20 protein-coding genes and 2 pseudogenes are annotated in these 22,271 nt (G+C 60.5%); 7 read left to right on the forward strand and 15 right to left on the reverse strand.

Features of this window, described 5'->3' with window-relative positions; all coding sequences use genetic code 11:
• Positions 1–87 precede the first annotated feature (87 nt).
• The 3 genes and pseudogenes from RDW26_RS03985 to RDW26_RS09120 form a co-directional block, all read right to left on the reverse strand.
• Positions 88–999 (reverse strand): serine hydrolase, encoded by a 912-nt coding sequence (locus RDW26_RS03985; RefSeq protein ID WP_307982613.1) that lies wholly within the window; start codon positions 997–999, stop codon positions 88–90.
• 41 nt (positions 1,000–1,040) lie between these two features.
• Positions 1,041–2,051, reverse strand: coding sequence for a DUF6273 domain-containing protein (locus RDW26_RS03990; protein WP_307982614.1), 1,011 nt, complete (start codon positions 2,049–2,051; stop codon positions 1,041–1,043).
• A 129-nt stretch (positions 2,052–2,180) separates the two neighbouring features.
• Positions 2,181–2,309: pseudogene (locus tag RDW26_RS09120) on the reverse strand (zinc-ribbon domain-containing protein); the annotation flags it as partial.
• Between the two features lie 191 nt (positions 2,310–2,500).
• On the opposite strand from RDW26_RS09120, the gene RDW26_RS03995 reads away from it, so the two are divergent.
• From RDW26_RS03995 to RDW26_RS04005, 4 genes and pseudogenes are all read left to right on the forward strand, one after another.
• Complete coding sequence (locus RDW26_RS03995; protein WP_307982615.1) at positions 2,501–3,172, forward strand: DUF4282 domain-containing protein; 672 nt, start codon at positions 2,501–2,503, stop codon at positions 3,170–3,172.
• Between the two features lie 121 nt (positions 3,173–3,293).
• A pseudogene (locus RDW26_RS09125) lies at positions 3,294–3,356 on the forward strand (zinc-ribbon domain-containing protein); the annotation flags it as partial.
• Positions 3,357–3,467: 111 nt separating this feature from the next.
• Complete coding sequence (locus RDW26_RS04000; protein ID WP_307982616.1) at positions 3,468–4,337, forward strand: hypothetical protein; 870 nt, start codon at positions 3,468–3,470, stop codon at positions 4,335–4,337.
• Positions 4,338–4,623: 286 nt separating this feature from the next.
• A complete protein-coding gene (locus tag RDW26_RS04005) occupies positions 4,624–6,030 on the forward strand; it encodes an aminopeptidase (RefSeq protein WP_307982617.1) in 1,407 nt (468 codons plus the stop codon).
• 273 nt (positions 6,031–6,303) lie between these two features.
• Here RDW26_RS04005 and purB read toward each other — a convergent pair whose 3' ends face one another.
• Positions 6,304–7,647 carry an adenylosuccinate lyase gene (gene purB, locus RDW26_RS04010; protein WP_307982618.1) on the reverse strand — a complete coding sequence of 448 codons (1,344 nt, stop codon included), beginning with the start codon at positions 7,645–7,647 and terminating at the stop codon, positions 6,304–6,306.
• A gap of 205 nt (positions 7,648–7,852) precedes the next feature.
• Here purB and RDW26_RS04015 point away from each other — a divergent pair, with 205 nt between their 5' ends.
• Positions 7,853–8,497 (forward strand): MOSC domain-containing protein, encoded by a 645-nt coding sequence (locus RDW26_RS04015; RefSeq protein WP_307982619.1) that lies wholly within the window; start codon positions 7,853–7,855, stop codon positions 8,495–8,497.
• Between the two features lie 236 nt (positions 8,498–8,733).
• On the opposite strand, the gene RDW26_RS04020 is transcribed toward RDW26_RS04015, so the two are convergent.
• The 6 genes from RDW26_RS04020 to RDW26_RS04045 form a co-directional block, all read right to left on the reverse strand.
• A complete protein-coding gene (locus RDW26_RS04020; protein WP_294361391.1) occupies positions 8,734–9,405 on the reverse strand; it encodes a TrkA family potassium uptake protein in 672 nt (223 codons plus the stop codon).
• Between the two features lie 45 nt (positions 9,406–9,450).
• A complete protein-coding gene (locus tag RDW26_RS04025; protein ID WP_042436957.1) occupies positions 9,451–10,110 on the reverse strand; it encodes a TrkA family potassium uptake protein in 660 nt (219 codons plus the stop codon).
• A gap of 67 nt (positions 10,111–10,177) precedes the next feature.
• Complete coding sequence (locus RDW26_RS04030) at positions 10,178–10,987, reverse strand: hypothetical protein (RefSeq protein WP_307982620.1); 810 nt, start codon at positions 10,985–10,987, stop codon at positions 10,178–10,180.
• A 319-nt stretch (positions 10,988–11,306) separates the two neighbouring features.
• Positions 11,307–12,251 (reverse strand): PspC domain-containing protein, encoded by a 945-nt coding sequence (locus tag RDW26_RS04035; RefSeq protein WP_307982621.1) that lies wholly within the window; start codon positions 12,249–12,251, stop codon positions 11,307–11,309.
• Positions 12,248–13,129 (reverse strand): hemolysin family protein, encoded by an 882-nt coding sequence (locus tag RDW26_RS04040; protein WP_307982622.1) that lies wholly within the window; start codon positions 13,127–13,129, stop codon positions 12,248–12,250. The genes RDW26_RS04035 and RDW26_RS04040 overlap by 4 nt, the downstream gene beginning before the upstream one ends.
• Positions 13,130–13,171: 42 nt before the next feature.
• Positions 13,172–13,990, reverse strand: a complete 819-nt coding sequence (locus RDW26_RS04045; protein ID WP_307982623.1) for a hemolysin III family protein — start codon at positions 13,988–13,990, stop codon at positions 13,172–13,174.
• A 163-nt stretch (positions 13,991–14,153) separates the two neighbouring features.
• Here RDW26_RS04045 and RDW26_RS04050 point away from each other — a divergent pair, with 163 nt between their 5' ends.
• Positions 14,154–14,597 (forward strand): GatB/YqeY domain-containing protein, encoded by a 444-nt coding sequence (locus tag RDW26_RS04050; protein WP_307982624.1) that lies wholly within the window; start codon positions 14,154–14,156, stop codon positions 14,595–14,597.
• Between the two features lie 375 nt (positions 14,598–14,972).
• Here RDW26_RS04050 and RDW26_RS04055 read toward each other — a convergent pair whose 3' ends face one another.
• The 4 genes from RDW26_RS04055 to mazG all read right to left on the reverse strand — a co-directional run bounded on the left by RDW26_RS04055 (position 14,973) and on the right by mazG (position 19,599).
• Positions 14,973–16,100: an aldo/keto reductase gene (locus RDW26_RS04055; protein WP_307982625.1), complete on the reverse strand. Its 1,128-nt coding sequence runs from the start codon at positions 16,098–16,100 to the stop codon at positions 14,973–14,975.
• 183 nt (positions 16,101–16,283) lie between these two features.
• The gene (locus tag RDW26_RS04060; protein ID WP_307982626.1) at positions 16,284–17,711 is read right to left on the reverse strand and encodes a glycoside hydrolase family 30 beta sandwich domain-containing protein; all 1,428 of its coding nucleotides are present in this window, start codon (positions 17,709–17,711) and stop codon (positions 16,284–16,286) included.
• Between the two features lie 5 nt (positions 17,712–17,716).
• Entirely contained in the window at positions 17,717–18,493 is a 777-nt protein-coding gene (locus RDW26_RS04065; RefSeq protein ID WP_307982627.1) for a GTP pyrophosphokinase family protein, read from the reverse strand.
• A gap of 203 nt (positions 18,494–18,696) precedes the next feature.
• Entirely contained in the window at positions 18,697–19,599 is a 903-nt protein-coding gene (gene mazG, locus RDW26_RS04070; RefSeq protein ID WP_307982628.1) for a nucleoside triphosphate pyrophosphohydrolase, read from the reverse strand.
• A 618-nt stretch (positions 19,600–20,217) separates the two neighbouring features.
• On the opposite strand from mazG, the gene RDW26_RS04075 reads away from it, so the two are divergent.
• Complete coding sequence (locus RDW26_RS04075; RefSeq protein ID WP_307982629.1) at positions 20,218–21,069, forward strand: RNA methyltransferase; 852 nt, start codon at positions 20,218–20,220, stop codon at positions 21,067–21,069.
• 122 nt (positions 21,070–21,191) lie between these two features.
• Here RDW26_RS04075 and RDW26_RS04080 read toward each other — a convergent pair whose 3' ends face one another.
• Entirely contained in the window at positions 21,192–21,623 is a 432-nt protein-coding gene (locus RDW26_RS04080; protein ID WP_307982630.1) for a universal stress protein, read from the reverse strand.
• Between the last annotated feature and the right edge of the window lie 648 nt (positions 21,624–22,271).

The following is a 22,271-nucleotide window of genomic DNA, read 5'->3' on the forward strand; positions in this document are numbered from 1 at the left end:
ACAATCGTTATGATTATCCCCCGTCACGCGCCCTGTTCGCCCCGCTTTCGCGAAATGCGTGGAATCCGTTACCTTCGGGCGCGCGATTTATTCGATCGCGGCGTCTGCCGCTTGTGCGACATCGACCATGCAAGCCTGAGCCTGCGACTTTTCGGCATCGCCGGAAAGCACCACCATCACATAGGGATTCCGGTCGAGCACAATGCCCCCATCGTTGAATACACCATCGAGCGTACCCGTCTTGTGAGCGAAAACGCTGCCCGCCGGCAACCCTTCGAGCAGCCCAGCGTCATCGTGCTGACCTTTCAGCAAGTCAAGGGCGAACTCGCTCGCATCCGGGCTCACCAGCTTCCCTTGGTAGATCAGCTGCAGCATATGCGCAACATCGTTCGCCGATGTGTAGTTCTCATCACCCGCAGCAAAATCCATCATACGGCGGTTGAGAGTGGTCTGCGTGAGGCCGATTTCGCTCGCATACTCGTTCACGGCCGGCATGCCGACCGCGTCGATAATCAGATTAGTGGCGACATTGTCGCTATCTTGAATCATGTAAGCGGCAAGCTGGCGATACGTATACGACCCCCCAGCGCCCGACGCCTGGATAACGCCCGTGCCTCCCACTATGTCCGACGGGCCCACGGTTGTCGAATCATCAAGCGACAGCACCCCGGATTGAGCCTGATCGAGCAAAGTCCCCAATATCGCCAGTTTGATGATGCTGGCGGAAACGAAGGGTTTGTCACCGTTCACGTCAACCGACCACGATCCATCAGCCGATGCGCATGCGACGGCATAAGTCCCCGCATGGGCTCCTGCGGCCTGCTCCAGCGCATCCCGCAAGCCCTCGGGCGCCGAAGCAGACACCGAAGCTTCGCTGCCCTGAACGTCATTGACGCAGTCGACAAGTGCCTCAACATCGGAGGTACCAGTCGCCTCTCCTTGTTTCTCCTGGCCGGAAGCACACCCGGCAAGCAAACACGGCACGATCAACACCGCCATTGCCGCCGCCCAGGCGCCTGCCGCCCGCACTGGCGCGCCCATCACAAACAGAACCCGAACACGACGCCCTCCGCGGTGGAGGCATAGCCGCCGTTATCTACTTCCGGCCCCATATCCCCGAACGACGTTGCGACATTGGGAGCCGACGAGCGCATCCACCAAACGCCGGGATTGCTCGATCCAGCAACGCTGCGGTCAAGCGAGACATGGCCCTGCTCGCCGGCAACGCCCTGCTGCTTGAACCAAGCGTATTGCGACCCTTCCTTATTATCCACCGTATCGATATAGCTTTGATTCGATCCCTTGTTCCACGCAATGGGACCAAGGCATTCCACCCAAGAGAACAGCCATACGCTGTCCTGCGTCTCGGTAACGCTTGCGGGCGAAGTGGTCTTACCGGCATTGTTCGACAGCTTGCTCACCGCCACCACGCCAGAACGCATTTCATCGGGAAACGACTGCAGCACTTCCCCGTTCAACCAAGCGCGCATACCCGACGACTTCCAGCCACCGGAGTTCGAAGCCGTGGGATTCATAGGATGCTCGGCGAAAATCCCCGAAGTCATGAACGTGAACGCTGCGTTTCGCCCGCTCGAGCCCTTGTCTTTAAACACATCGACGATGAACACGTCCACGTTCCCCATGGACGTCTGCAACGTCTTCGCTTCGCCGGTAAACGAGCCGTCCGGCTTCACAAGGTTGTAGCTTGCCGCCATCTTCACAGCATCGTCGCGATTTTTCGCCGTGCGCTCTATTTCGGCAGCGATATTCGAAAGGTCAGCCCACGAATACTCGGAGATGCCGCTTTTCACCTGCACTTGCTGGGAGACGGCGTTTTCCGTGGCTGATCCCTGCGCCCCGTCGGATTGCTGCTGGGCCTGTTGATCGGCCTGCTGCCGGCTTGCCGTCTCACTAGACGAGCCACCAGTCGCTTCGATGATGCGAGGGACGGCGAGCACGGCTACCGCGATGACAAGAACCGCGCATACCGCCGCAACGGTCGCAACCTGCGGGGAGATGCCTTTACTCCGAGAGGCGGCTCCTTGCGCCATCGCCGGACGAAACCCCTGATTGCCCCCCCCAACATCCTGCGACGGCGATGCCTGCACGGAGACGGTATCCCCCGCTTGCCAGTCCGAGACATCGCCAGCATTCGACGCAGGCTCTTCATCAAGAACCGGGGCCCCGCAGAACTCGCAGAACCTGGCATCATCCTCAATTGGCTTTCCGCAATTCGCGCAGAACATAGCGCACCCCCTACCGCTAGCCACCAAACAGCATCTGCCACGACAGCAACATGATGGCTCCATAGTAGCCGAACAACAAGCAAAGATAACAGGCGAATCAGCGTCTGGCGCTCCTCCGTCCGGCTCCGCAACTCGTCCTCCGGGACGATTCCCGCCAAGGCGATTGCGATGAATGCCACGGGGCGCCGTTGCCGGTATACTATCTTCATTGCGGCGGGAAGGCCGCTTTAGGGGTTCGAAAAGGAGGGATCGTTATGTACGGTTCAACTGGGTTTCTTGGAATGACTGCGGTCATGGGCATCATCGCGCCCGCATTAGGGGCTGGAGCCATTGCGGCGGCGATCGTGCTGTTCGTCAAGTTCGCAAGCAAGAAAGCGGATAAGACAAAGCCGCTCACCAAGTTCTTCAGCTTCGACCACTTGTTCATCGAAAGCATCACGAAGTTCCTGTACGCGTTCTCAACAACCTGGATAGCGGCATTTTGTCTCATCTACCCCTTTATGTCCGCCGCATCTACGTCTATCACATCGGAATCAGGAATCATGGCAGCGGGAGCCTTCTTCAAAGGCCTCGTCATTGCCGTCTTCGCATTCGTGATTCTCGAAGTCGTCAACCGCCTGCTTTTCGAATGGAGCATGATGTTCATCCGCGGCGCAGTCGATCTGCACGACATCCGCAACAAAATGCTCGGATCGACCGATTCGGCATTCAATGATTCAATCGACTTGAGCGGGATATTCGCTGCAAAACGTCGTTCCAGCGATACCCCGACGAGCAAGGCCGAGCAGACGGTTGCCCAACCCTCCCAGCCCGCACAGCCGACGGTGCCCATCAACCCCGTCGTAACGAGCACATGGGACTGCCCATGCGGAAAGACGGGCAACGCCGGATCGTTTTGCCCCAAATGCGGACACCCCCGGCCGTAGCTTATAAGCCATCACAAATTGACTCAATCCACAAGCAAGGCAACCACTCTGAACGGATTGCCGTAGTCTTTAGCATCAGGTATCGGTTGCAGGCATAACTGCAACCGCGAAGGAGGCGTCGATGTGCTGCGAGCATTGCGGAGCGAAGCTTTCCGAAAATGCACGGTTTTGCCCAACCTGCGGAAGCGCAGCCAGCGAACAATCCGCCGCCGATAGCCAAGTTTCGGCAAACGCATCCGGCACAACATCCTGCTCCCAAGCGGATGCGCCCAGGAAAGCCATCGGGAAGCCCGTCGTGATCGCGGCTTCGGCCGTGACGTTCGCGCTTATCGTCGGCGGAGTCGCTTTCGGCGCTCTCTCCATCAACAGCCCGGCAAAACCCGCAAACGAACAGACGTCAGCCGAGCAAGAGACTCCGGAAATAAAGCAACCGGAACAGCCATCGGCTGCTGCAGCGCCAGAGCAAGAGCAGGCACCCGAAGCCGCACCCGAGCCAGAGCCCACGCCCGCACCCGTCAATCCCGCCGCAGAGGCGCAAACCGCCCTGCAAGCGGTCATCGACGACTATCGCTCGCTTGCGGACGATTCCGCCAAGCTCAGCAAGGACGACCTAGCTTCCAGACATCCTTACGTGAATTCGATGGCCATTCCCAATTATCTTATGGATTGGGCGGACAGCGGCTTCTCGAACGTTTGCTACGCCTTTTCCGATTTGAACGGCGATGACGTCCCCGAGCTGATCATCGGCTGCAAAGATGCGCAGGCGAACACGCAGGCGTTCGACATATGGTCCTACGTCAACAACGCTCCCGTTCGCGCTGCCTATTCATGGGAACGTTCGATCATGCGTGTCTGCGCCGGCGGCTATCTTTACGAACGCGGAAGCGGCGGCTTCCAAGACTGGATGATCACCGTGAGCACGCTGAGCGCCTACCCGACCGGCGTCGGCGACGCCTGGACGGACTACACGAACGGTTTCAAAGGTCGCACCGACAACCTCAACGTAGTCGAGAAGCTCGGTATGGAGAGCGGGACCTACGTGAAGATTGATGCGCAAGGCAACAAGACGGCTATCACCGCCGAGCAATTCCAAACCGAGAATCAAGCCATCGAGCAGCAATACCCTGCCGACAGCTCCATCGAGTGGATCCCGCTTATTTCATAGCGTCCTCGCAGCGACTCATCCGAAATCCCAATCTGACCTTTTCGCTGTTGATAGAGCCGCCAGGCCTATCGTTAGCGATATTCGATGATTTCCGTTTGTGCTATCGCACGCCCCATCCGCCCCGTTTTCGCGGTTTGCGTGGAATCCGTTACCTTCTTCGCAAACCGCGAACGCCACCGACGCAGTTGTCGGCTCTCCCGGTTGCGCCCCTTCCCCGCCTAGCGTGCCCGCCCCGGTTGGCGTACTATCGTCAGCGAGCAACGATCCCCGAACGCAAGGAGCGTATATGGAACGCGAATCCGCGTGGAAGCGCTACGATGAGGACCAGCTGGCCGAGCTCGAGCAGCTTGCCGCAGGCTACATCGACTTCATCTCCGAGAACAAGACCGAGCGCGAGTTTTCCGCCGCCGCCATCCGCAGCGCAGAAGCCGCCGGCTACGAGAGCCTTGACGCCGCCATTTCCGCAGGCCGCAAGCTTGTCCCCGGCGACAAGGTGTGGGCGACCATGCGCAACAAGGCCGTCATCCTGATGCAGCTGGGTGCCCGCCCGTTGACCGACGGCATGAACATCCTTGGCGCGCACATCGACAGCCCGCGCCTGGACGTCAAGCAGAACCCGCTGTATGAATCCAGCGAGCTGGCCTTCATGGACACCCACTACTACGGCGGCATCAAGCACTACCAATGGGTCACCGTCCCGCTGGCGCTGCACGGCGTGATCGCCAAGAAGGACGGCAGCGTGGTGGACGTGAAGATCGGCGAGGACGCCGACGATCCCGTCTTCTGCATTTCCGACCTGCTCATCCACCTGGCGAACCAGCAGATGGGCAAGAAGGCCAACGAAGTGGTCGAAGGCGAGGCGCTCGACATCCTGGTCGGCAACCGCCCCCTGGTGGTGCGCGACGAGGACGGCGAGGCAAAGGAGCAGAAGGACCCCGTGAAGGCCTTCGCCCTGAAGCTGCTTGCCGACAAGTACGGCATCGAGGAAGAGGACTTCCTGTCCGCCGAGCTTGAGGTCGTGCCCGCCGGCCGCGCCCGCGACCTGGGCTTCGACCGCAGCATGGTGCTGGGCTACGGCCAAGACGACAGCGTGTGCGCCTACACCTCGCTGGTGGCGCAGCTAGCCGTTGCCGGCGAGGAGCTCGACCGCGCCGCCGTGTGCGTGCTCGTGGACAAGGAGGAGATCGGCAGCGTGGGTGCCACGGGCATGGCCTCGCAGTTCTTCGAGAACACTATCGCCGAGATCATGGAGCTTGCCGGCGAAGGCGGCATGTTGCCGCTGCGCCGCGCGCTGGCCGCTTCCGCCATGCTCTCCTCCGACGTCTCCGCAGGCTTCGATCCCGCCTACGCCGGCGTCTTCGAGGCGAAGAACAGCGCATATCTGGGCCACGGCCTGGTGTTCAACAAGTACACGGGCGCTCGCGGCAAGTCGGGCAGCAACGATGCCCGCGCCGAGTACATGGCGCGCATCCGCAAGATCATGGACGACGCCGGCGTGCAGTTCCAAACCTGCGAGCTGGGCAAGGTCGACGCCGGCGGCGGCGGGACCATCGCGTACATTCCCGCCAAGTACGGTATGGACGTCATCGACTCCGGCGTGGCGGTCCTCTCCATGCACAGCCCCTGGGAGGCCACCAGCAAAGCCGACATCTACGAGGCCGAACGCGGATACGAGGCGTTCCTGCGCGCATAACGGGCAACGGGAAGCGGAAGCGATTTCCACCACACGCAACCTCGGAAAACAGTCGATAAACAGCAAGAAGCGCCGCGACTTGAAGTCGCGGCGCTTCTTTGTTCGCTAGCTTGTCGCAAGCTGCATACGCACCCCGCGCGCCCATCGCCGTCGGAAACGCTCAAGCAGCCTGCCGGCTATGATGCAAGCTTCCAACAGCAACGATGCACCCACACGGTAACTCGCCTTCGCCGACAGGCGGCAAGATGGTCGCCGAAACGCATACGGTGCCGTTTAGAACTCGAGGCCCTCCAGGCGCTTGAACACCTCGTCCTTGCGGGTCAGGAAGTCCCACGGATCGAAGATCTCGTCGAGCGTTTCCTTGGACAGCTTGGCCTCGGGGTCGTTCTCCAGGCGCTCGCGATACGTGGGGCCATCCACCGCGTTCTGGATATCCTCCCACACGGCCATGGCGTTGCGCTGCACGATGACGTACGCCTCCTCGCGGGTGATGCCCGTGTTCACCAGGGCCAGCAGCACCTTGCTGGAGAAGATGAGGCCCTTGGTGCGCCACACGTTGTGCTCCATCTTCGCCGGATAGGTTTGCAGGCCGTCCATGATCCACTGCATCTTGCCGAACATGTAGTCCAGAGCGGTGAAGCTGTCGGCCAGCGCCACGCGCTCGGTACCGGAGTGGCTGATGTCGCGCTCGAACCACAGCGCCACGTTATCGAGCGCCACCTGGGCGTTCGCCTTCACGCAGCGGGCAAGGCCGCACACGCGCTCTGCCGTGATGGGGTTGCGCTTGTGAGGCATGGCCGACGAGCCCTTCTGGCCCTTCTTGAACGGCTCCTCCGCCTCGATGACGTCGGTCTGCTGCAGCAGGCGCACCTGCATGGCGATGGACTCCAGCGTTGCGGCGGCGCAAGCCAGCGCGCACATGACCTGGGCGTGGCGGTCGCGCGCCAGCACCTGGGTGGACAGCGGGTCGGGCGTCAGGCCCAGCTTCTCGCACACGTACTTCTCGACGTAGGGGTCGATGCTGGAGTACGTGCCTACCGCGCCGGAGATGGCGCCGGTTGCGGCGACCTCGCGAGCCTGCTCCAGGCGAGTCTGCGCGCGCTTGAGCGCCCAAGCCCAGCTGCCGAACTTCATGCCGAACGTCATGGGCTCGGCGTGGATGCCGTGCGTGCGGCCGACGCACAGGGTGTTCTGGAACTCGAACGCGCGACGCTTGCACGTCTCGCCCAGCTGCTTGACGTCATCCAGGATGATGTCGATAGCCTGCACGATCTGGTACGACAGCGCGGTGTCGCCCAGGTCGGAGGAGGTCATGCCGTAATGCACCCAACGGCTGGGCTTTTCCTGGCCCTCGGGGACGTCGGCATCGATGTACTCGGCCATGCACGTGGTGAAGGCGATGACGTCGTGGTTCGTGACCTTCTCGATCTCGTCGATGCGCTCAACCGTGAAGTCGGCGTGGTCGCGGATCCACTGCGCCTCCTCCTTCGTGATGCCGGCTTGACCGAGCTCGGCCTGAGCCTCGCACGCCAGCACCTCGATTTCCTTCCAGATGGAAAACTTGTTCTGAAGCTCCCAGATGGCGCCCATGGCAGGACGCGTGTAGCGGTTGATCACAACGACCCCTTTCGCGGTTGATAGTTGATGGCCCCATGATACCGTGCGCGAAAGCGACGCGCCGGCACCGCACGCGTTTCTGCAGATGGTTTACGTATGCCCGCGCCCCACCCCGCCTTTCGCGGATTCAACGTGTTCGTTCACCGAATCATCCTCAGATATGATAAGATGCGCCTAGCTATTTACTAGGTTTATTGGGGGGATCATGACGATCGAGAAAGAAGAGGGCCGGCAAGACGGCGCCCTTGAAGCAAGCAACGCCGAAGCCGCCGCGCATAAGACGGGCGAGGAGCTCAACGTGTTCGACAAGGGCCGCATGGAAGGACCCGACGCCGACAGCACCACGCACGGCACCGTGCGCGCCGTATGCGTGTCCAAGCGCAAGGGCACGCGCAAGACCGTGGTGGACGGCCCGGTGACCATCGAGGCGCACCACGGCGTCGCCGAGGATGCGCACGCCGGAGACTGGCATCGCCAAGTTTCGCTTCTGGCCTGGGAATCCATCGAGAAGGCCCGGGCGCGCGGCTTAGATGTGAAGGAAGGCGATTTCGCCGAGAATATCACCACCGAGGGCATCAACCTCATGGCGCTGCCGCTTGGCACGCAGCTCAAGATCGGCGATGACGTGCTGCTGGAGCTGTCGCAGCAGGGCAAGGTGTGCCACAAGAAGTGCGCGATCTTCTACCTGGCCGGTGACTGTATCTTCCCGCGCGAGGGAATCTTCTTCGTCGCCCTCACCGACGGCAAGGTCAAGGCCGGCGACAGCATCGACGTGGTGAAGCTGGGCAACGGCACGTGCGAATACACGCCGCAGGAGGCCTTGGACGAGCTGGCGAACACGCCGCGCTAAAGCCGCGGGCGCCAACCGCCGGGTGGGCGCCCGCCAACAGCCAGACCGCCCGCGAGCCAACCCGCCAGCCAGCCTATCCGCACGCATGCAGATGCGCGCCTGCACCGAGCACGGCGGCTTCGCCGGCTCCACCCCTGCGCTTCAATCTATCCTCGTAACGCGAAAGGCCCCGAAATGAAATCCATTTCGGGGCCTTTCGTCAGGGGGCTCGTTTCGCGCAAGCCCCCGCTTCGTTGCTACAAACCTTTGAATGCGGCGCGCACGGCGTCGATGACTTGGTTATCCGCCACCACGATGGCCTTATCACCGGGGAACAGCACGGTGTCCTCATTTACCACCTCCACGTTGTCGCTGGACGCGACCGCCGCGATGATGCTGTCGGGGGGCAGAGGGATGGCGCTCGCCAGCACGCCGGCATCGTTGGAATGATGGCGCATGCGCGGGACGACCACCTCGGTCAGCATGACGTTGCCATGCGTCAGCGACGACACGACGCTCACGCTGCCCAGCAGCGTCTCCTCCTCGATGAGGTTGGCGATGAGCGTGGTAGACGACACGCACTCGATGCCCACCTCGTGGAAGATGCGCAGGTTCTTCGGGCTGTTCACGCGGGCGATGCAGCGCGGCACGTTGAACACGCGCTGGGCGATCTCGCACGAGACCAGGTTGTCGTCGTCCTGGCCCGTGGTGGCCACGAACACGTCCGCGCGGCGGATTCCCGCATCCTCCTGGTACTTCGAATCGCAGCCGTCGCCGTGAATGACCAGATAACGACCCTGCAAAACCACCGACAAGCGATCGGCCGTTTCCAGGTCCTCCTCGATGATGGTCACGTCGTTGCCGCTCTCAAGCAGCACGTTCGCCAGATATTCGCCGATTTTGCCGCCGCCGGCGATCACTACGTACATCAGCCAAACCTCCCCCGCTTCGCCATCGGGCAAGCGGAAACCGCCTTAATCTTGAATGTACTTGCTGAATTGCTCGATGAGCTCATGACGCACGCACGCCAGCACCGAGTCCCCGTTGTACAGGATGGACTCGCGCGTAGGAATGGAGCTAGCGCTGCCGTCGCCGCGCTCGAACGCCACGATGCGGATGTCGTGATCGCGTTCCATCTCCGCCACACGGATGGTGTTTCGCTCGGACCAGCTCAAGTCAAGGGAGAAGCGCAGCACCTCGAACTCGCCGAACGTGTCCAGATGCGCACCGTGCCCGGAAACCACCTTGCTGAACACGTCTTCAGCCACCAGCGACGTGCCGCACACGTAATCGATGCCCAGCTGCATATACGCACGCTCATGGTCGGGATTGTACAGGCGCGCGATGACGTGGGGAACGCCGAACAAGCGGCTTGCTACCTCGCAGCACATGAGGTTGGTGTTGTCCAACTGCGTCACCGCCGCCACGACGTCGCATTCGTCGACGCCCGCCTTCTCCAGCGTCTCCTCGTCGAAGCCTACGCCCTGGATGGTGGATCCATTGAAGTTGCGACCCAAGTTGGCGAATGCGTCCACATTGCGATCGATCACGCACACGTTGCTGCCGTTGTCCGACAGCATGTTGGCCAGCTGCGATCCCACGCGGCCGCAACCCACCACGATGACGTTGCTCATGCGAAAATCCTTCCCGAAGTTCACGCAACAGGATAACGCAAAAGGCGGCCCGCAGGCCGCCTTCGCGCTAGATCAGCTGCATTTGCGCAAGCGTTTTCGCGTACCAATCCTCGTAGGTTGGCGGGCAGTACTTGTTGGCGTTCGCCAGGGAGATGGTGTATCCATAACCCTTCGCCAAACCCTGCGCGTGCGCGTTGATGGACTCGTCCCAGCTTCCCCAGGACGTATTCCCCATCCAGCCCCATGCATTATGGCTGCGGAAGCAGTTGAGGCCCTTCGTTGACTCGGTATTGGAGATGGCCGGGGAGAAGCGCGGGTCCACGCCGTTTTCCCAAGCCGCCTCGGCGAACGTGCCGCCATAGCCCGAAAGCGGGCTTCCCGCCAGATACGCGTCGATGCGCAGCGTCCATTCGCCCACGAACTCCGCCTTGCTGACGTTCCAGTCGACCTCAGCGAGGCCCGTCAGGCCGGCGCCTTCGTCGCGGGCGAGCTGAGCGTCCCTGTTGGCAAGCGCGGCCTGCGTATGCGCCAGGTCCTCGGCGCGCTGCGCCTCCTCGGCGGCGCGACGGGCGGCCTCCTCCTCGGCCTCGATGGCGGCAACGCCCTTCGAGATGTCGCGTGTTCCAGCAGCTGCCAATCGGGACGTTGCGGTCACGGAAGCGTCTGCAGCCTGATCGGACAGGGAGTCGGCCGATGCCGATGCACTGCCCGGCGTGCTGACCTCGCTGATGCCGAACGTCTGCATATCATGGGAAACGCCGCCGGCGGCGGTTGCGAATCCCACGCCCAGGCAACCTGCCAACACACACGACACGCATGCAAGGCCGACAACTTTCAGCGCCAGCCCGCCGGTACGGTATGCATTCCGCTTCTTCAAACAAAACCTTTCGCTCGCAGCATACGACCAGACCGCCAAGGCGGCGACAGCTTGTTTTCGATTGTCGAAAGGATTGCTGCCTGAAGGGCGATATGCTGTTCTGACAGGCAATATTCTACCGGAAGGCCCGAAACCGGCAAAATCATGTGAAGGAGCCCTTCATCGTTTGTTCGATTGACAAGTAAAACATTTATATTTCCCCAGGTGGTTTCCCATAGCTTGGGCAAAACCGAAACACGAACAAGCGTACCGCATCCGACGAGCGGCGCCTTATGAAGCGGAAGCGGCCATGCGCGCTGCGCATGGCCGTGATGCAAACCTATCGGCTCAGCCAATCGAAAGGCAGCGGAAAGCTGTATTCGCGCCCCAACGGCGTACCGAAGGACAACTCGCGCAGCGGGCCGGGCTCGGAAAGCAAATCGAAACCGAACACGCAGAACAGCAACACGAACACCGCCGCCATCACGATGACGACAGGTCGTCGGGCATAAACCCCCATTGCAAGCAAAACGGCCGCCAACGCGGGAAGAGGCCATAAACACTCGAACATCTTGGGTAACGTGGCCCACGAGACGAACCCCATGCTCATGGGCAGCAGCGTCAGCCCCGCTGCGAACACGGAAACGCCCGCGAAAAACGCCAAGGCGCGCTCGCCTTCGCTGCCCGGCACGGCTATGCGCACGATGCCGAAGACCACCAAGGCCAACGGCCAGCATTGCCACCAGGCAACCCCATGCAAAAACCCCGAAACGGCAAACGACGCGCCCAGCGAAGTCAAAAGGCAGCCCACCGTAAGGGCGAGCACGATCCGGGCAGTTGACGGGCCGTCCCCTTCGCCGGCTTTGGCATCGTGCGGTTCGACGGAAGCGGCATCGGCGCCCATCGCGGGCCCTTGTTCACATCGAGCGCCCTCCACCATCGCAGGCGGGACAGGCGGTAGATGCGCCGCGCTCACATAGGGCACGGCATTCGCGCACCGCCCCATCGCGGCGCCGCGGGCGCGACGGCAGTCCACCGCGCCGAACGTATCGGAGTGAACGGAATCAGGCTCTACCTTCACGGGCTTCACCTGCATGGGTCTTTTAGGAAGCACGGCCCAGAGCACCATATACGCAAGGCCCGCAAGGCCCAACGTCAACACGGCGAACGTCATGAAAAGGATGCGCACGACCAGCGGGTCGACATCGAAACGCTCGGCGATCCCGGCACACACGCCCCCTACCAGCGCATTGCGCGACCGGTATAGCTGGCGTGTTGGGTTCACCGCTCCTCCTGACCTGCCTTGCCATCGGATGCCTGCGAGGCATCGTCGGATATGCGCTCCACGCGCACCGCAAGGATGCGCCGACGTCGCATGGAGTGGATGGTGAAGCGGTAGCCGTCCTTCTCGAAGGAGTAGCCCATTTGCGGAACGGTGTCCAGCATGCTAAGCACCCAGCCGGCTATGGTCTCGTAGTCCTCGGACTCGGCAAGCGGCCAACCCATTTCAACGGCGTCCTCAACGGGGAAACGGCCGTCGGCAAGCCACACGCCGGGACCTTCCTGCTTCAGAATGGGGCGCTCGCGATCGGTTTCGTCCACGATCTCGCCCACGATCTCCTCGACGATGTCCTCGACGGTAATTAAACCATCGGTCCCACCGTACTCGTCCACCACGATGGCCATCTGTTGCCGTTTCGTTTGCATTTCGGCCAGAAGGGGGAACACATCCTTCGACTCGGGCACGAACAGCGGCTCAAAGGCGTAATCGACCGCGAGGTCGTCGCCATGGCCGTCGAGCACGGGGGGCACCAAGTCCTTATAGTGGACCACGCCGACAATGCGGTCGATATCCCCCTGGAACACCGGAAGGCGAGAATAGCCCGTTCCCATCATGCGGTCCACCGCCTGGCGCACGGTTTCGGTGTCCTCCACCAAGATCATATCCACGCGCGGCGTCATGATCTCGCCGGCGTCCATGTCGCCCAGGTCCAAGATCTCATGGATCATGCGCTTCTCATCATCAAGCAGATCGTCGCTGTCCGCCACGAAATCCTTGATCTCGTCCTCAGCCGACAGGGCCTGACGCTTCGGTGCGCCCAAAAAGCCGAAAATGCCCTTCAGTCCCTTTTTACCGTCGTCGTCTTCGTTTTTCCCGTTCATGCGCTAAAACCGCTCCTAGTGATAAATTCCTTTTGAGCTAGCCTACATGACATACAGCGCAATCGCCAGGAATTGCAGCACGCTTCCCGCCACAACCCACAAATGGAATATGGAATGCATGTACGGAATCTTCTTCAACACGTAGAAGATGCATCCGACCGAGTAGCAAAGACCACCTGCGACCAGCAGCCACAAGCCTGCAGCAGGGATGGCCTGGATAAGCGCCGGCAGGAACCCCACGATAGACCAGCCCAGCGCAAGATAAAGCACCGCGGAAATCCAGCGCGGGCGAAAAACCCAGAACGCCTCGCAGGCAACGCCTATCACGGCGAGCACCCACACGAACGCGCATAGCACGATACCGTTCGAATCGGCAAGCGAGATCAAGCAGAACGGCGTGTACGATCCGGCGATGAACAGGTAGATGCAGCTATGGTCCAACACCTTGAACACGCGTTTTGCCTTGTCGACGGCCAGCGCGTGATACAGCGTGGACATGGTGTATTCGAGCAGCATGGTAAGCGTGTACACCAGCGCGGCGAACAGCAGGATGCCGCCGCCGTGGCTTACCGCCTTCACCACAAGGATGGGGATGGCGGCAATGGCCAGAAGCGCGCCGATGCCGTGCGAGATGGAGTTGGCAATCTCCTCGCCCAGCGTGTATTCGCGCACGTTATGCTTCCTGTTCGCCTCGTTCGCCGAGGTTTGCGCAGGCTCATTGCGATGCGCTCGGGCCTCGCGCAGGTCGCGCGGCTTGAACTGGGACGGCGTCCAGGCATGGGGAGTAGCAGGCGCTGCGGGGGTTTCACCGGCGCCGGAAGGCATATCAGACGATGCGGGGTATGTCGTTTCAGTATCCATAGGCACCAGTTATACCACACGCACAGCATAACGGCTCCCGTATGCTACGCGCCCGTAGCGAAGCGGCTGCGCAACGGAAGCCAGCGTCTTGCAAACGGCGTTATACTTGGAAATGGAACACCTGGCGCCACGCGCCGCAGGACCTCGATATCAAGGAGCGCACATGCAGTACGACGAGCTGAAAGAGCACATCAAGCAAGCCATGAAGGCACACGATAAAGTACGCCTTTCCATCCTTCGCCAAGTACACGGCGAGATCAAGAACATCGAGGTGAATGAGCGCCGCGACATCACCGAGCAAGACGTCGACGATATGACGAAACGCGTCATCAAGCAAACCAAGGAGACGCTGGAGGGATCCATCAAGGCCGGCAACAACCAGGAGCGCACCAACATGCTCACGGCCCAGGTGAAGATGCTCGAAGAGCTGCTTCCCCAGCAGCTGGCCGGCGAGCAGCTTTCCGCGCTCATCGATGCCGTGCTGTCCGAGACGGGCGCGACCACGAAGAAGGAGATGGGGCGCGTCATGGGCGAGCTCACCAAGCGCACCGGCGGCAACTTCGACAAGGCCGCTGCCGCGAAGGAGCTGCAAGGCAAGCTTGCCTAACGAAGCACCGGTAGGCGAATAGGGAAAACGCCGCTTGCAGCGCAGGCGGCGAAAGCGAACGGGGTCGAAGGCGCGCATCACCTTCGACCCCGTTCACGTATGGTAGCTTCGACCCCGTTCCGCATCGGGGCTTCGCAACGCTCGATCGCCTTCCGCGGCCACGTCAGCCACGCCAACTCCGTATCACGGTTTAGGGGCGGCCGCCTTCTCGACAGCAGCCTTGATTAAAACACTTGGCGGCCTTCTACAGCCACCCCAGCCCAGCATCACGGCTTAGGAGCGCTCGATCGCCTTCGCGGCGACCCCCGCCCCGCAGCAGCCCTGCGCTCGAAATGCTCTCGGCGGCCCTCTCGGGCGCAACCGGAGCCGAATGCCTTACTCGAAATGCTCGGCTGCTTCCTCAAGCTGCTCGATGATGTCGATGCTCTGCGGGCACATAGCCTCGCATGCGCCGCATTGGATGCAGTCGCTCGCACGGCCCGGCGCCGCCTGCCAGCTATATTGCTGCTTGGCGAACTCGGTGTTCTCCGTTTGAACCTCCAGATTCAGCAGGTTCATAATCTCGGGGATGGCAACCTGCTGCGGGCAATCTTTCACGCAGTAACGGCAATTGGTGCACGGCACCGTGGGCACGGAAGCCAGCACCTCGCACGCCGCATCCAGCGCCCTCTGCTCCTCTGGGGAGAACCCGCCGCCGTGTTCATGCCATTCGGCGATGTTCTGCCTCATCTGATCGGGCGTTGACATACCAGAAAGCACCGTGAGCACGCCGGGCTGGTTGTAGCAGAAGCGATACGCCCACGACGCCTGGCTCAAATCCGGGCGCGCCTCCAGCAGCGGCGCCGCAACAGCTGCTGGCAAATCGGCCAAACGTCCGCCACGTGCGGGCTCCATGATCACCACCGGCTTACCGTGCTTGCGGGCAACCTCCATATTGCGGCGCGATTGCACCACGGGGCTTTCCCAGTCCAGATAGTTCACCTGCAACTGGATGAAATCTACCTCGGGATGCTCGTTGAGCAGCTGATCGAGCGTTTCCGCACCATCGTGCATGCTGAAGCCCACGTTGCGGATCTTACCGGCGGCCTTCATCTCTTGCGCCCATTCCCACATACCGAAGTCGTCGAACTTCTTCGTGCGTTCACCGCCCACGTTGTGCAGCAGGTAATAGTCCACATAGTCGGTGCCCAACCGCTCAAGGGACGTATCCAGGCACGCCTTGGCGGTTTCGGCATCGGGCAACGCCCAAGCAAGGCACTTCGTGGCGATGGTGAAGCTCTCCCGCGGATAGCGCTCAACCAGCGCCTCGCGCAACGCCACCTCGGAATGCCCGTTATGGTAAACGAACGCGGTATCGAAATACGTGCCGCCGGCGTCCATGAACAGATCGACCATCTCCTTGACCTGGTCGATGTCGATGGCGGTGACGTCCTTGGGGTCGGTCAGCGGAAAGCGCATGCAGCCAAAGCCGAGCTTCGGCACGGTAGTGTTGTTTGCGATCATCGAATGCTCCTCTCGTTGCATTCGATGGTAAAGGCTAGAGCGCACTTCAGGTCAAGGGCGGTTTCAAACGATGACGAAAACCATCGCCCGCGCAAACAACTGCCTGCTGCGAGCCGCAACCCGAGCACCACCGACCGCAGCGCAATCGCCGCAGCCGCGGCAAGACCACCGCACCTCCGAAGGCTACTTGTCGCGCACCTCGTCCTCATCCCACACCAACGTGGTTATGCTGTGTCCCACCGCCTTGCACTCCGCCGTGAACGCCCCTTCCGACACCAGGAACTTTCGCGGCCTGGCATGGCGATTCAGCACGACCAACGCGCGCGACCCGTCGGGACGCAGGAATCCCACGGTCTCCAAGTCGTCGGTGTATCGCGACGTCAAGAAACGACGGGAACCTACCGGCGCGAAACGCGAGAAGTGCGCCATGTAGAAGAACGACCGATTTGCCACCAGCTCGCGCTTATCGCGGTCGTACATCAACGGCGCTTCGCAGAAGTTGCGGGCATGGTTCGGCCCGCCCTTCTCATTAAGCAGCAGATTCCAATCGATGAATCCGGCAGCGCCTGCGTTCAGGCTGCCTATGACGGCATGCGCATACTGCTCGGCCTTGCGTTCCTGCGTTGCCTTGCGATCCTCGCCACGCGTATATTCCACGCAGCCCTCGGTGAATAGCAGCTCCTTGTCGGGCCAACGCCGCGCCACTTCGTCCACCTGCTCGAAATGATCGCCCGCATACCAATGGAACGCCACACCCGCAAAGGCATCGGACGCCACCGTGCCCTCAGCTCGCCAGCCGGCAGCGGCAAGCGGCAGCTTCCCCGCCTGATTCACCGACGCCCCGAAGGTAGACTGAACACGCGACAATATCTTGTCGGTGTTGTGATCCCAAGCGAACAGCTTCACGTCGCCATGTCCCGAAGCATCCAGCGCCGGACGCAGATACGCCGCCGCAAATTGAGCCTCCTCTTCCGCGCTGAACAGGCACGAATCCCATGCTTGGCTTGCCATAGGCTCGTTCTGCACGCTCATGCGGTTTATGCGCACGCCTTCGCGAGCATACGCGTCCACATATTTCGCCAGCACCTCGGCCCATGCTTCATACTGCGAACGACGCAGTTTTCCCCCACCGTTCATACGCCGATTGGTCTTCATGAACGCCGGCGGGCTCCAGGGGCTTGCGAACAACTGCAGCTGCGGGTTCACCGCAAGCCCGCACTTGATGAACGGAAGCAGCAGCTGCCTGTCGCGGCTAATAGTGAACGACCGCAAACTGGAATCGAAGGGCCTGACATATGAGTAGTTGCTCAACGCGAAATCGCAGCTTTGGATGTGCGTACGGCACAAGCTATACGCATTTCCTCCGGCGGCCGGATCGCCATCCTTCGCTCCCCCGAAGCACAGCAGCAGGAACCGATCCTGCAATTCAGGCGGCATGAGGGCGAACACGTTCGCCGCTGCCTCCGTGAACGCGCCGCCGAATCCTGAGATGCGCTGATGCGTCACATCGGGACGGCAGGTGATCAAATGGAGTTCAGCGTCCGGATTGCGCATGAATCCCAGCTCATCCTGAGATAGCGTGTTGTTCGCGTCGGTGACGTAGCGTTTCATGATAACTACCCTTCAGGCTCCAAGGCGCCCGCCAGCACCTGCATGCGAGCCTCGACCTCCTCGATGATACGGCTGCAATCCTTTAGCTCACTGCTGGCATCGATGCCTTGCACCTCGCTGACGGCCTTGTACTTCAAATCGTGCTCCAAGCTTGCCCAGAAGTCCATGGCCAGCGTCCTCAGCTGGATTTCCACGGGAATGGACTCCTTCTTATCCATGAAGAACACGGGGATGCGCGCGATAACGTGAAGGCTGCGATACCCGTTCGGCTTCGGCGAGGCGATGTAATCCTTCACCTTCACGATTTCAAGATCATCCTGGCGATTGAGCAGCTCGAACAGGCTGTAAACATCCTGAATATAAGGGCAAATGACGCGAATGCCAGCGATATCGAGGATGTAGCGTTCCATATTCTCAAGCGTTGCTTCGTACCCGTAGCGCCCGATCTTCTCATAGATGCTCGCAGGCGTTTTCAAGCGGCTCTCGATATGGTGAATGGGATTGCGATGCTTCTTCAGGTTCAGATCCTGGTCCAAGATCTCCAAGCGAACCTGCATCTCCCTCATGGCTGCCCGATACTTCTGCATGATCGACTGGGTCTCCACGCTTGCCTGATGCAGCTTCTCCATGCTCTCAGAGGTCATATGCAGATTCCCATTCATATCGAACGCCGAAAGGTCGGGTACGTTCGGGACGGGCAATTGCTTTGCGGCGCTGTCCTCCACCGTACGCCCCTGCAGCCTTTCCGCGGCTTCAATCGAGGGTTCACCGGTCGCACTCATCGGCTTGCTCCTTCTCCGCATCTCGCCGATGCGGCACGTCAACGTAGTTCGCGTATTGAAAATACGCGCCGCAGGCCTAACGGCTTGCGGCGCGTGCTATCGATTGAGATTATGGTACCGCACGGGAAGCCAGGTTTACAGAGAGGCGAGTGCTTTCTTACCGTTCCGTTACCACAGCCGGTCTCCCGTTCAGGCGATAGCGCCTACTTGCGCAAATCGGCCTTCACCTGTTCCCACAAGCGGTTTTGCTCCTCGCAGGTCATATCCTCAAGGCGTACGCCCTGTTCAAACGCCGACTGCTCCATGGCAGACCAGCGCGTTCGGAACTTGTGGCAGCTTGCCCGCAGCGCGTTCTCGGAGTTCACGCCCATACGACGAGCGACGTTGACCAGGCTGAACAGCACATCGCCCAGCTCCTCCTCCACATGGGCGATTGCCTCGGGGTCGCCTTCAACCTTGCCGTTGGCCGCCTTCGGCGCCTGGTCGTATGCCTCGTTCAGCTCATCGATTTCGCTTCGAACCTGGTCCCAAACATCTTCGAGCGTTTCCCATTCAAATCCCGCCGCAGCCGCCTTACGCGATATCTTCTGCGCCTGCATCAGAGCCGGAAAGCTCACCGGCACGCCATCCAGCAACCCAGCAGGCGGCTCGTCTCCGCTTTCCCCGCCAGCCTGATCGGCTGCCTGCTTTTCCTGAAGCTTCACTTTATCCCATAGGTTCAACACCTCGGATGCGCCTGCTGCCGCCTCATCCCCGAACACGTGCGGATGGCGCCTGACCATCTTGGCATCCACATCCGCCGCAACATCCTCGATATCGAACTCGCCCGCATCGGCCGCAATCTGACTTTGCAGCACCACCTGCAACAACACATCGCCCAGCTCCTCGCGCATATGGGCAACATCGCCTGCCTCAATGGCATCGACCGCTTCGTAGGCTTCCTCGATCATGTTATGAGCGATGGACGAATGCGTTTGCTCGCGATCCCACGGGCAGCCATCAGGCGCGCGAAGCGCCGAAATCGTAGCCACGAACTGATCGAACGCAGGGTGCTGCTCGGGATGAGCCGCCCGCTCAAGCGCATTCTCATGTTGCGATGCCGACATACCATGCTCCTTTGTCGAGTTATCTTTATTGGAAAGTATACCCTTCAACACAACGAGACCGCCAAACCTCGGAGATAGAGTCCTCATTCACGAGGCGAAGCTTTCACGATTTGCCAAGGAACCAAAACCGGCTTTTCTACCACGGAATGAGAACCGCACTTTTCCGAGCGCAGCCTTGATTTTGTTAAGCGTTGCGGTTTTATGCCATGGCACGAGAACCGCACTTTTCCTTGACGAAAAGAAACTGAAGCTTCGTTTTACCGCGCAACAGCACGCAATCTACCCTTACGAAACCGATCGCGCATCCCCGATACTTGCGACATAAACTCGCCCCATGGATTGAGGCGGCAGAACTCAGGGGCGTGCGCCTTTCTAGATTTGACCCTTGTTGCCGCAGGACGTGTACGAAGCCAACAAACACCGCAGCCTATCCCCCGCTTGCCCGTTCGCCGGCCTATTCATCTGCACCCTTAGCTTAGCGTCTTGTTTCCCCATCGCCCTCCGTCAACCCACAGTCTTGACGACACGCCAGGCTGCAGGTTCCGCACACATGCTGCGCATCGTTGCGGCTATCGGGTATCATTGAGTCTAAGCAACACCGAACAGGAAGAACGGCTCATGATCATCAATGTCAGCACTATAGACGACCCCCGCCTTGACGCATACGCACGCCTGACAGAGGTGCAATTGCGAAACAAACTCGAACCCGAAAAGGGCATGTTCATCGCCGAATCCTCGAAGGTGATCGAGCGCGCCGTCGCAGGCGGCATGCAACCGCTGTCGCTGCTGATGGAGGAGAAATTCCTTCCCGGCATGCAACCTATCATCGAGCAAATCGAACAACGCTATCCTGATTTCGATCTACCGGTGTTCATACTACCCCACGGGCAACTCAAACAGCTGACCGGTTTCGAGCTCACGCGCGGTGCTCTCGGAGCCTTCCGGCGCCCCATCTCCGCAAGCGTTGAGGAAGTTTGCCACAACGCTCGACGAGTAGCCGTGCTCGAGGACATCACGAACCATACCAATGTCGGAGCCATCTTCCGCAGTGCAGCCGCACTCGGGATCGACGCCGTGCTCGTTACGCAAGCTTGCTACGATCCGCTCTATCGCCGAGCAGTCCGCGTATCCATGGGAACCGTGTTCCAAGTCCCCTGGGCCCGCATCGGCGCAGATTCCGGCGCCACAGGAGCCGGCTCATGGGCCCACGACGGCATTCCGTTGCTGCACAGCCTTGGATTCAAGACCGCCGCTTTGGCCCTGTCGGACGATTCCGTTTCCATCGACGATCCCCAACTTGCCAGCGAAGAGCGCCTGGCCCTGGTGCTGGGAACCGAAGGCGACGGCTTAGCCTCCAGCACCATCGCGAATTGCGACTACACCGTGCGTATTCCCATGGCACACGGAGTCGACAGCCTCAACGTAGCAGCAGCAAGCGCCGTTGCCTTCTGGGAGTTGCGCGCAAAGTAGTACATCGTCAACTCGCCGATCCTCGACCTCAACACACCCCCTCTTACAGGCGCAGATAAAGAATTGGCCGCCGGCGAGTTCTCGCTGGCGGCCAATCAAATCGTTCGTGGATTGACTTCAAACTACTTGACAACCAGCACAGGAACCTTCGCGCCGGCAAGCACCTTGTGGCTGACGCTGCCTGTGTACTCCTTCAAACCGGAAAGACCCCTGTTGCCGATAACGATCATGTCGTATTCGCGCTGATCGGCAAGTCGAAGGATCTCACTAGCAGGATTGGTGCCCGTCAGTAAAAGCGAATCCGTACGAGATGCGACATCATCACCCATATCGTTAGCAGCAGCGGCCAGCAAATCTTCGCCATCGGAAATCATCAGATCCAAAATACTTTGGAAACTAGCCATTTGATCAGAGTTCAACATGGGAATCGGCACCACATAGACAAGGTCGATATGGGCATTCGGATTAGCGGTAGCCAATTCCGATGCAGTCTTGAGCGCCTTCTTCGAACCCTCGGACTCATCAAATGCAACGAGCATCTTATCTACAGCCATGATAAATCTCCTCCCTTGCAGCCCAAATAAACAGACCGCAGAATCGCGGGCAATCACTCCAATCCCTTAGTTGAAGTATAGTCGACCTACCGTTCACGGATCATACACAATTCGGTAACAGAAGGCGCGCCCGCGCCATCTCGATCCAAAACAACCCCAAAATAGGGAGATTCGAACACAGTCCCGTGCTGCTCATCCGGTTTACGTATAAAAAGAACCGCGGAAGGAACACATCCACCAGACCCTCCAATATAGCCGACAGCCCGCTTTCGCAGCCGACGAACAAAGGATTCCAATGCATGACTAGTTAAGAATTCCAAGACCATCTTCCGGCAAAGCCGACACTGGACGCGCGGCCGGTCTTCGCGCAGAACCGGCGGCCCAATAAGAAGTGCCCCCAAATACGGAATGGGCCGCAAGGAAAACCTCACTGCGAGCCTTCCGATGCGCCCCTCGAAAAGCAGCACGCGCAGAGCATCCCGTATAGCAAGATCCCCCAAAAACGCGAGAAGGCCCGCAGGGGGCGATCCCCCTGCGGGCCTTCTCGGCGCATGCGGCGCACGGGCCCGGCGCGATGCCGCCGCCCTCCGCGCATAGAAAAGCGCCCTCCGCGAGCGCGACGCCCTGCCCTCCCGCAGCCTTGCGCTG

The organism is uncultured Senegalimassilia sp. (genome assembly GCF_902464545.1).
Classification (GTDB): Bacteria; Actinomycetota; Coriobacteriia; order Coriobacteriales; family Eggerthellaceae; genus Senegalimassilia.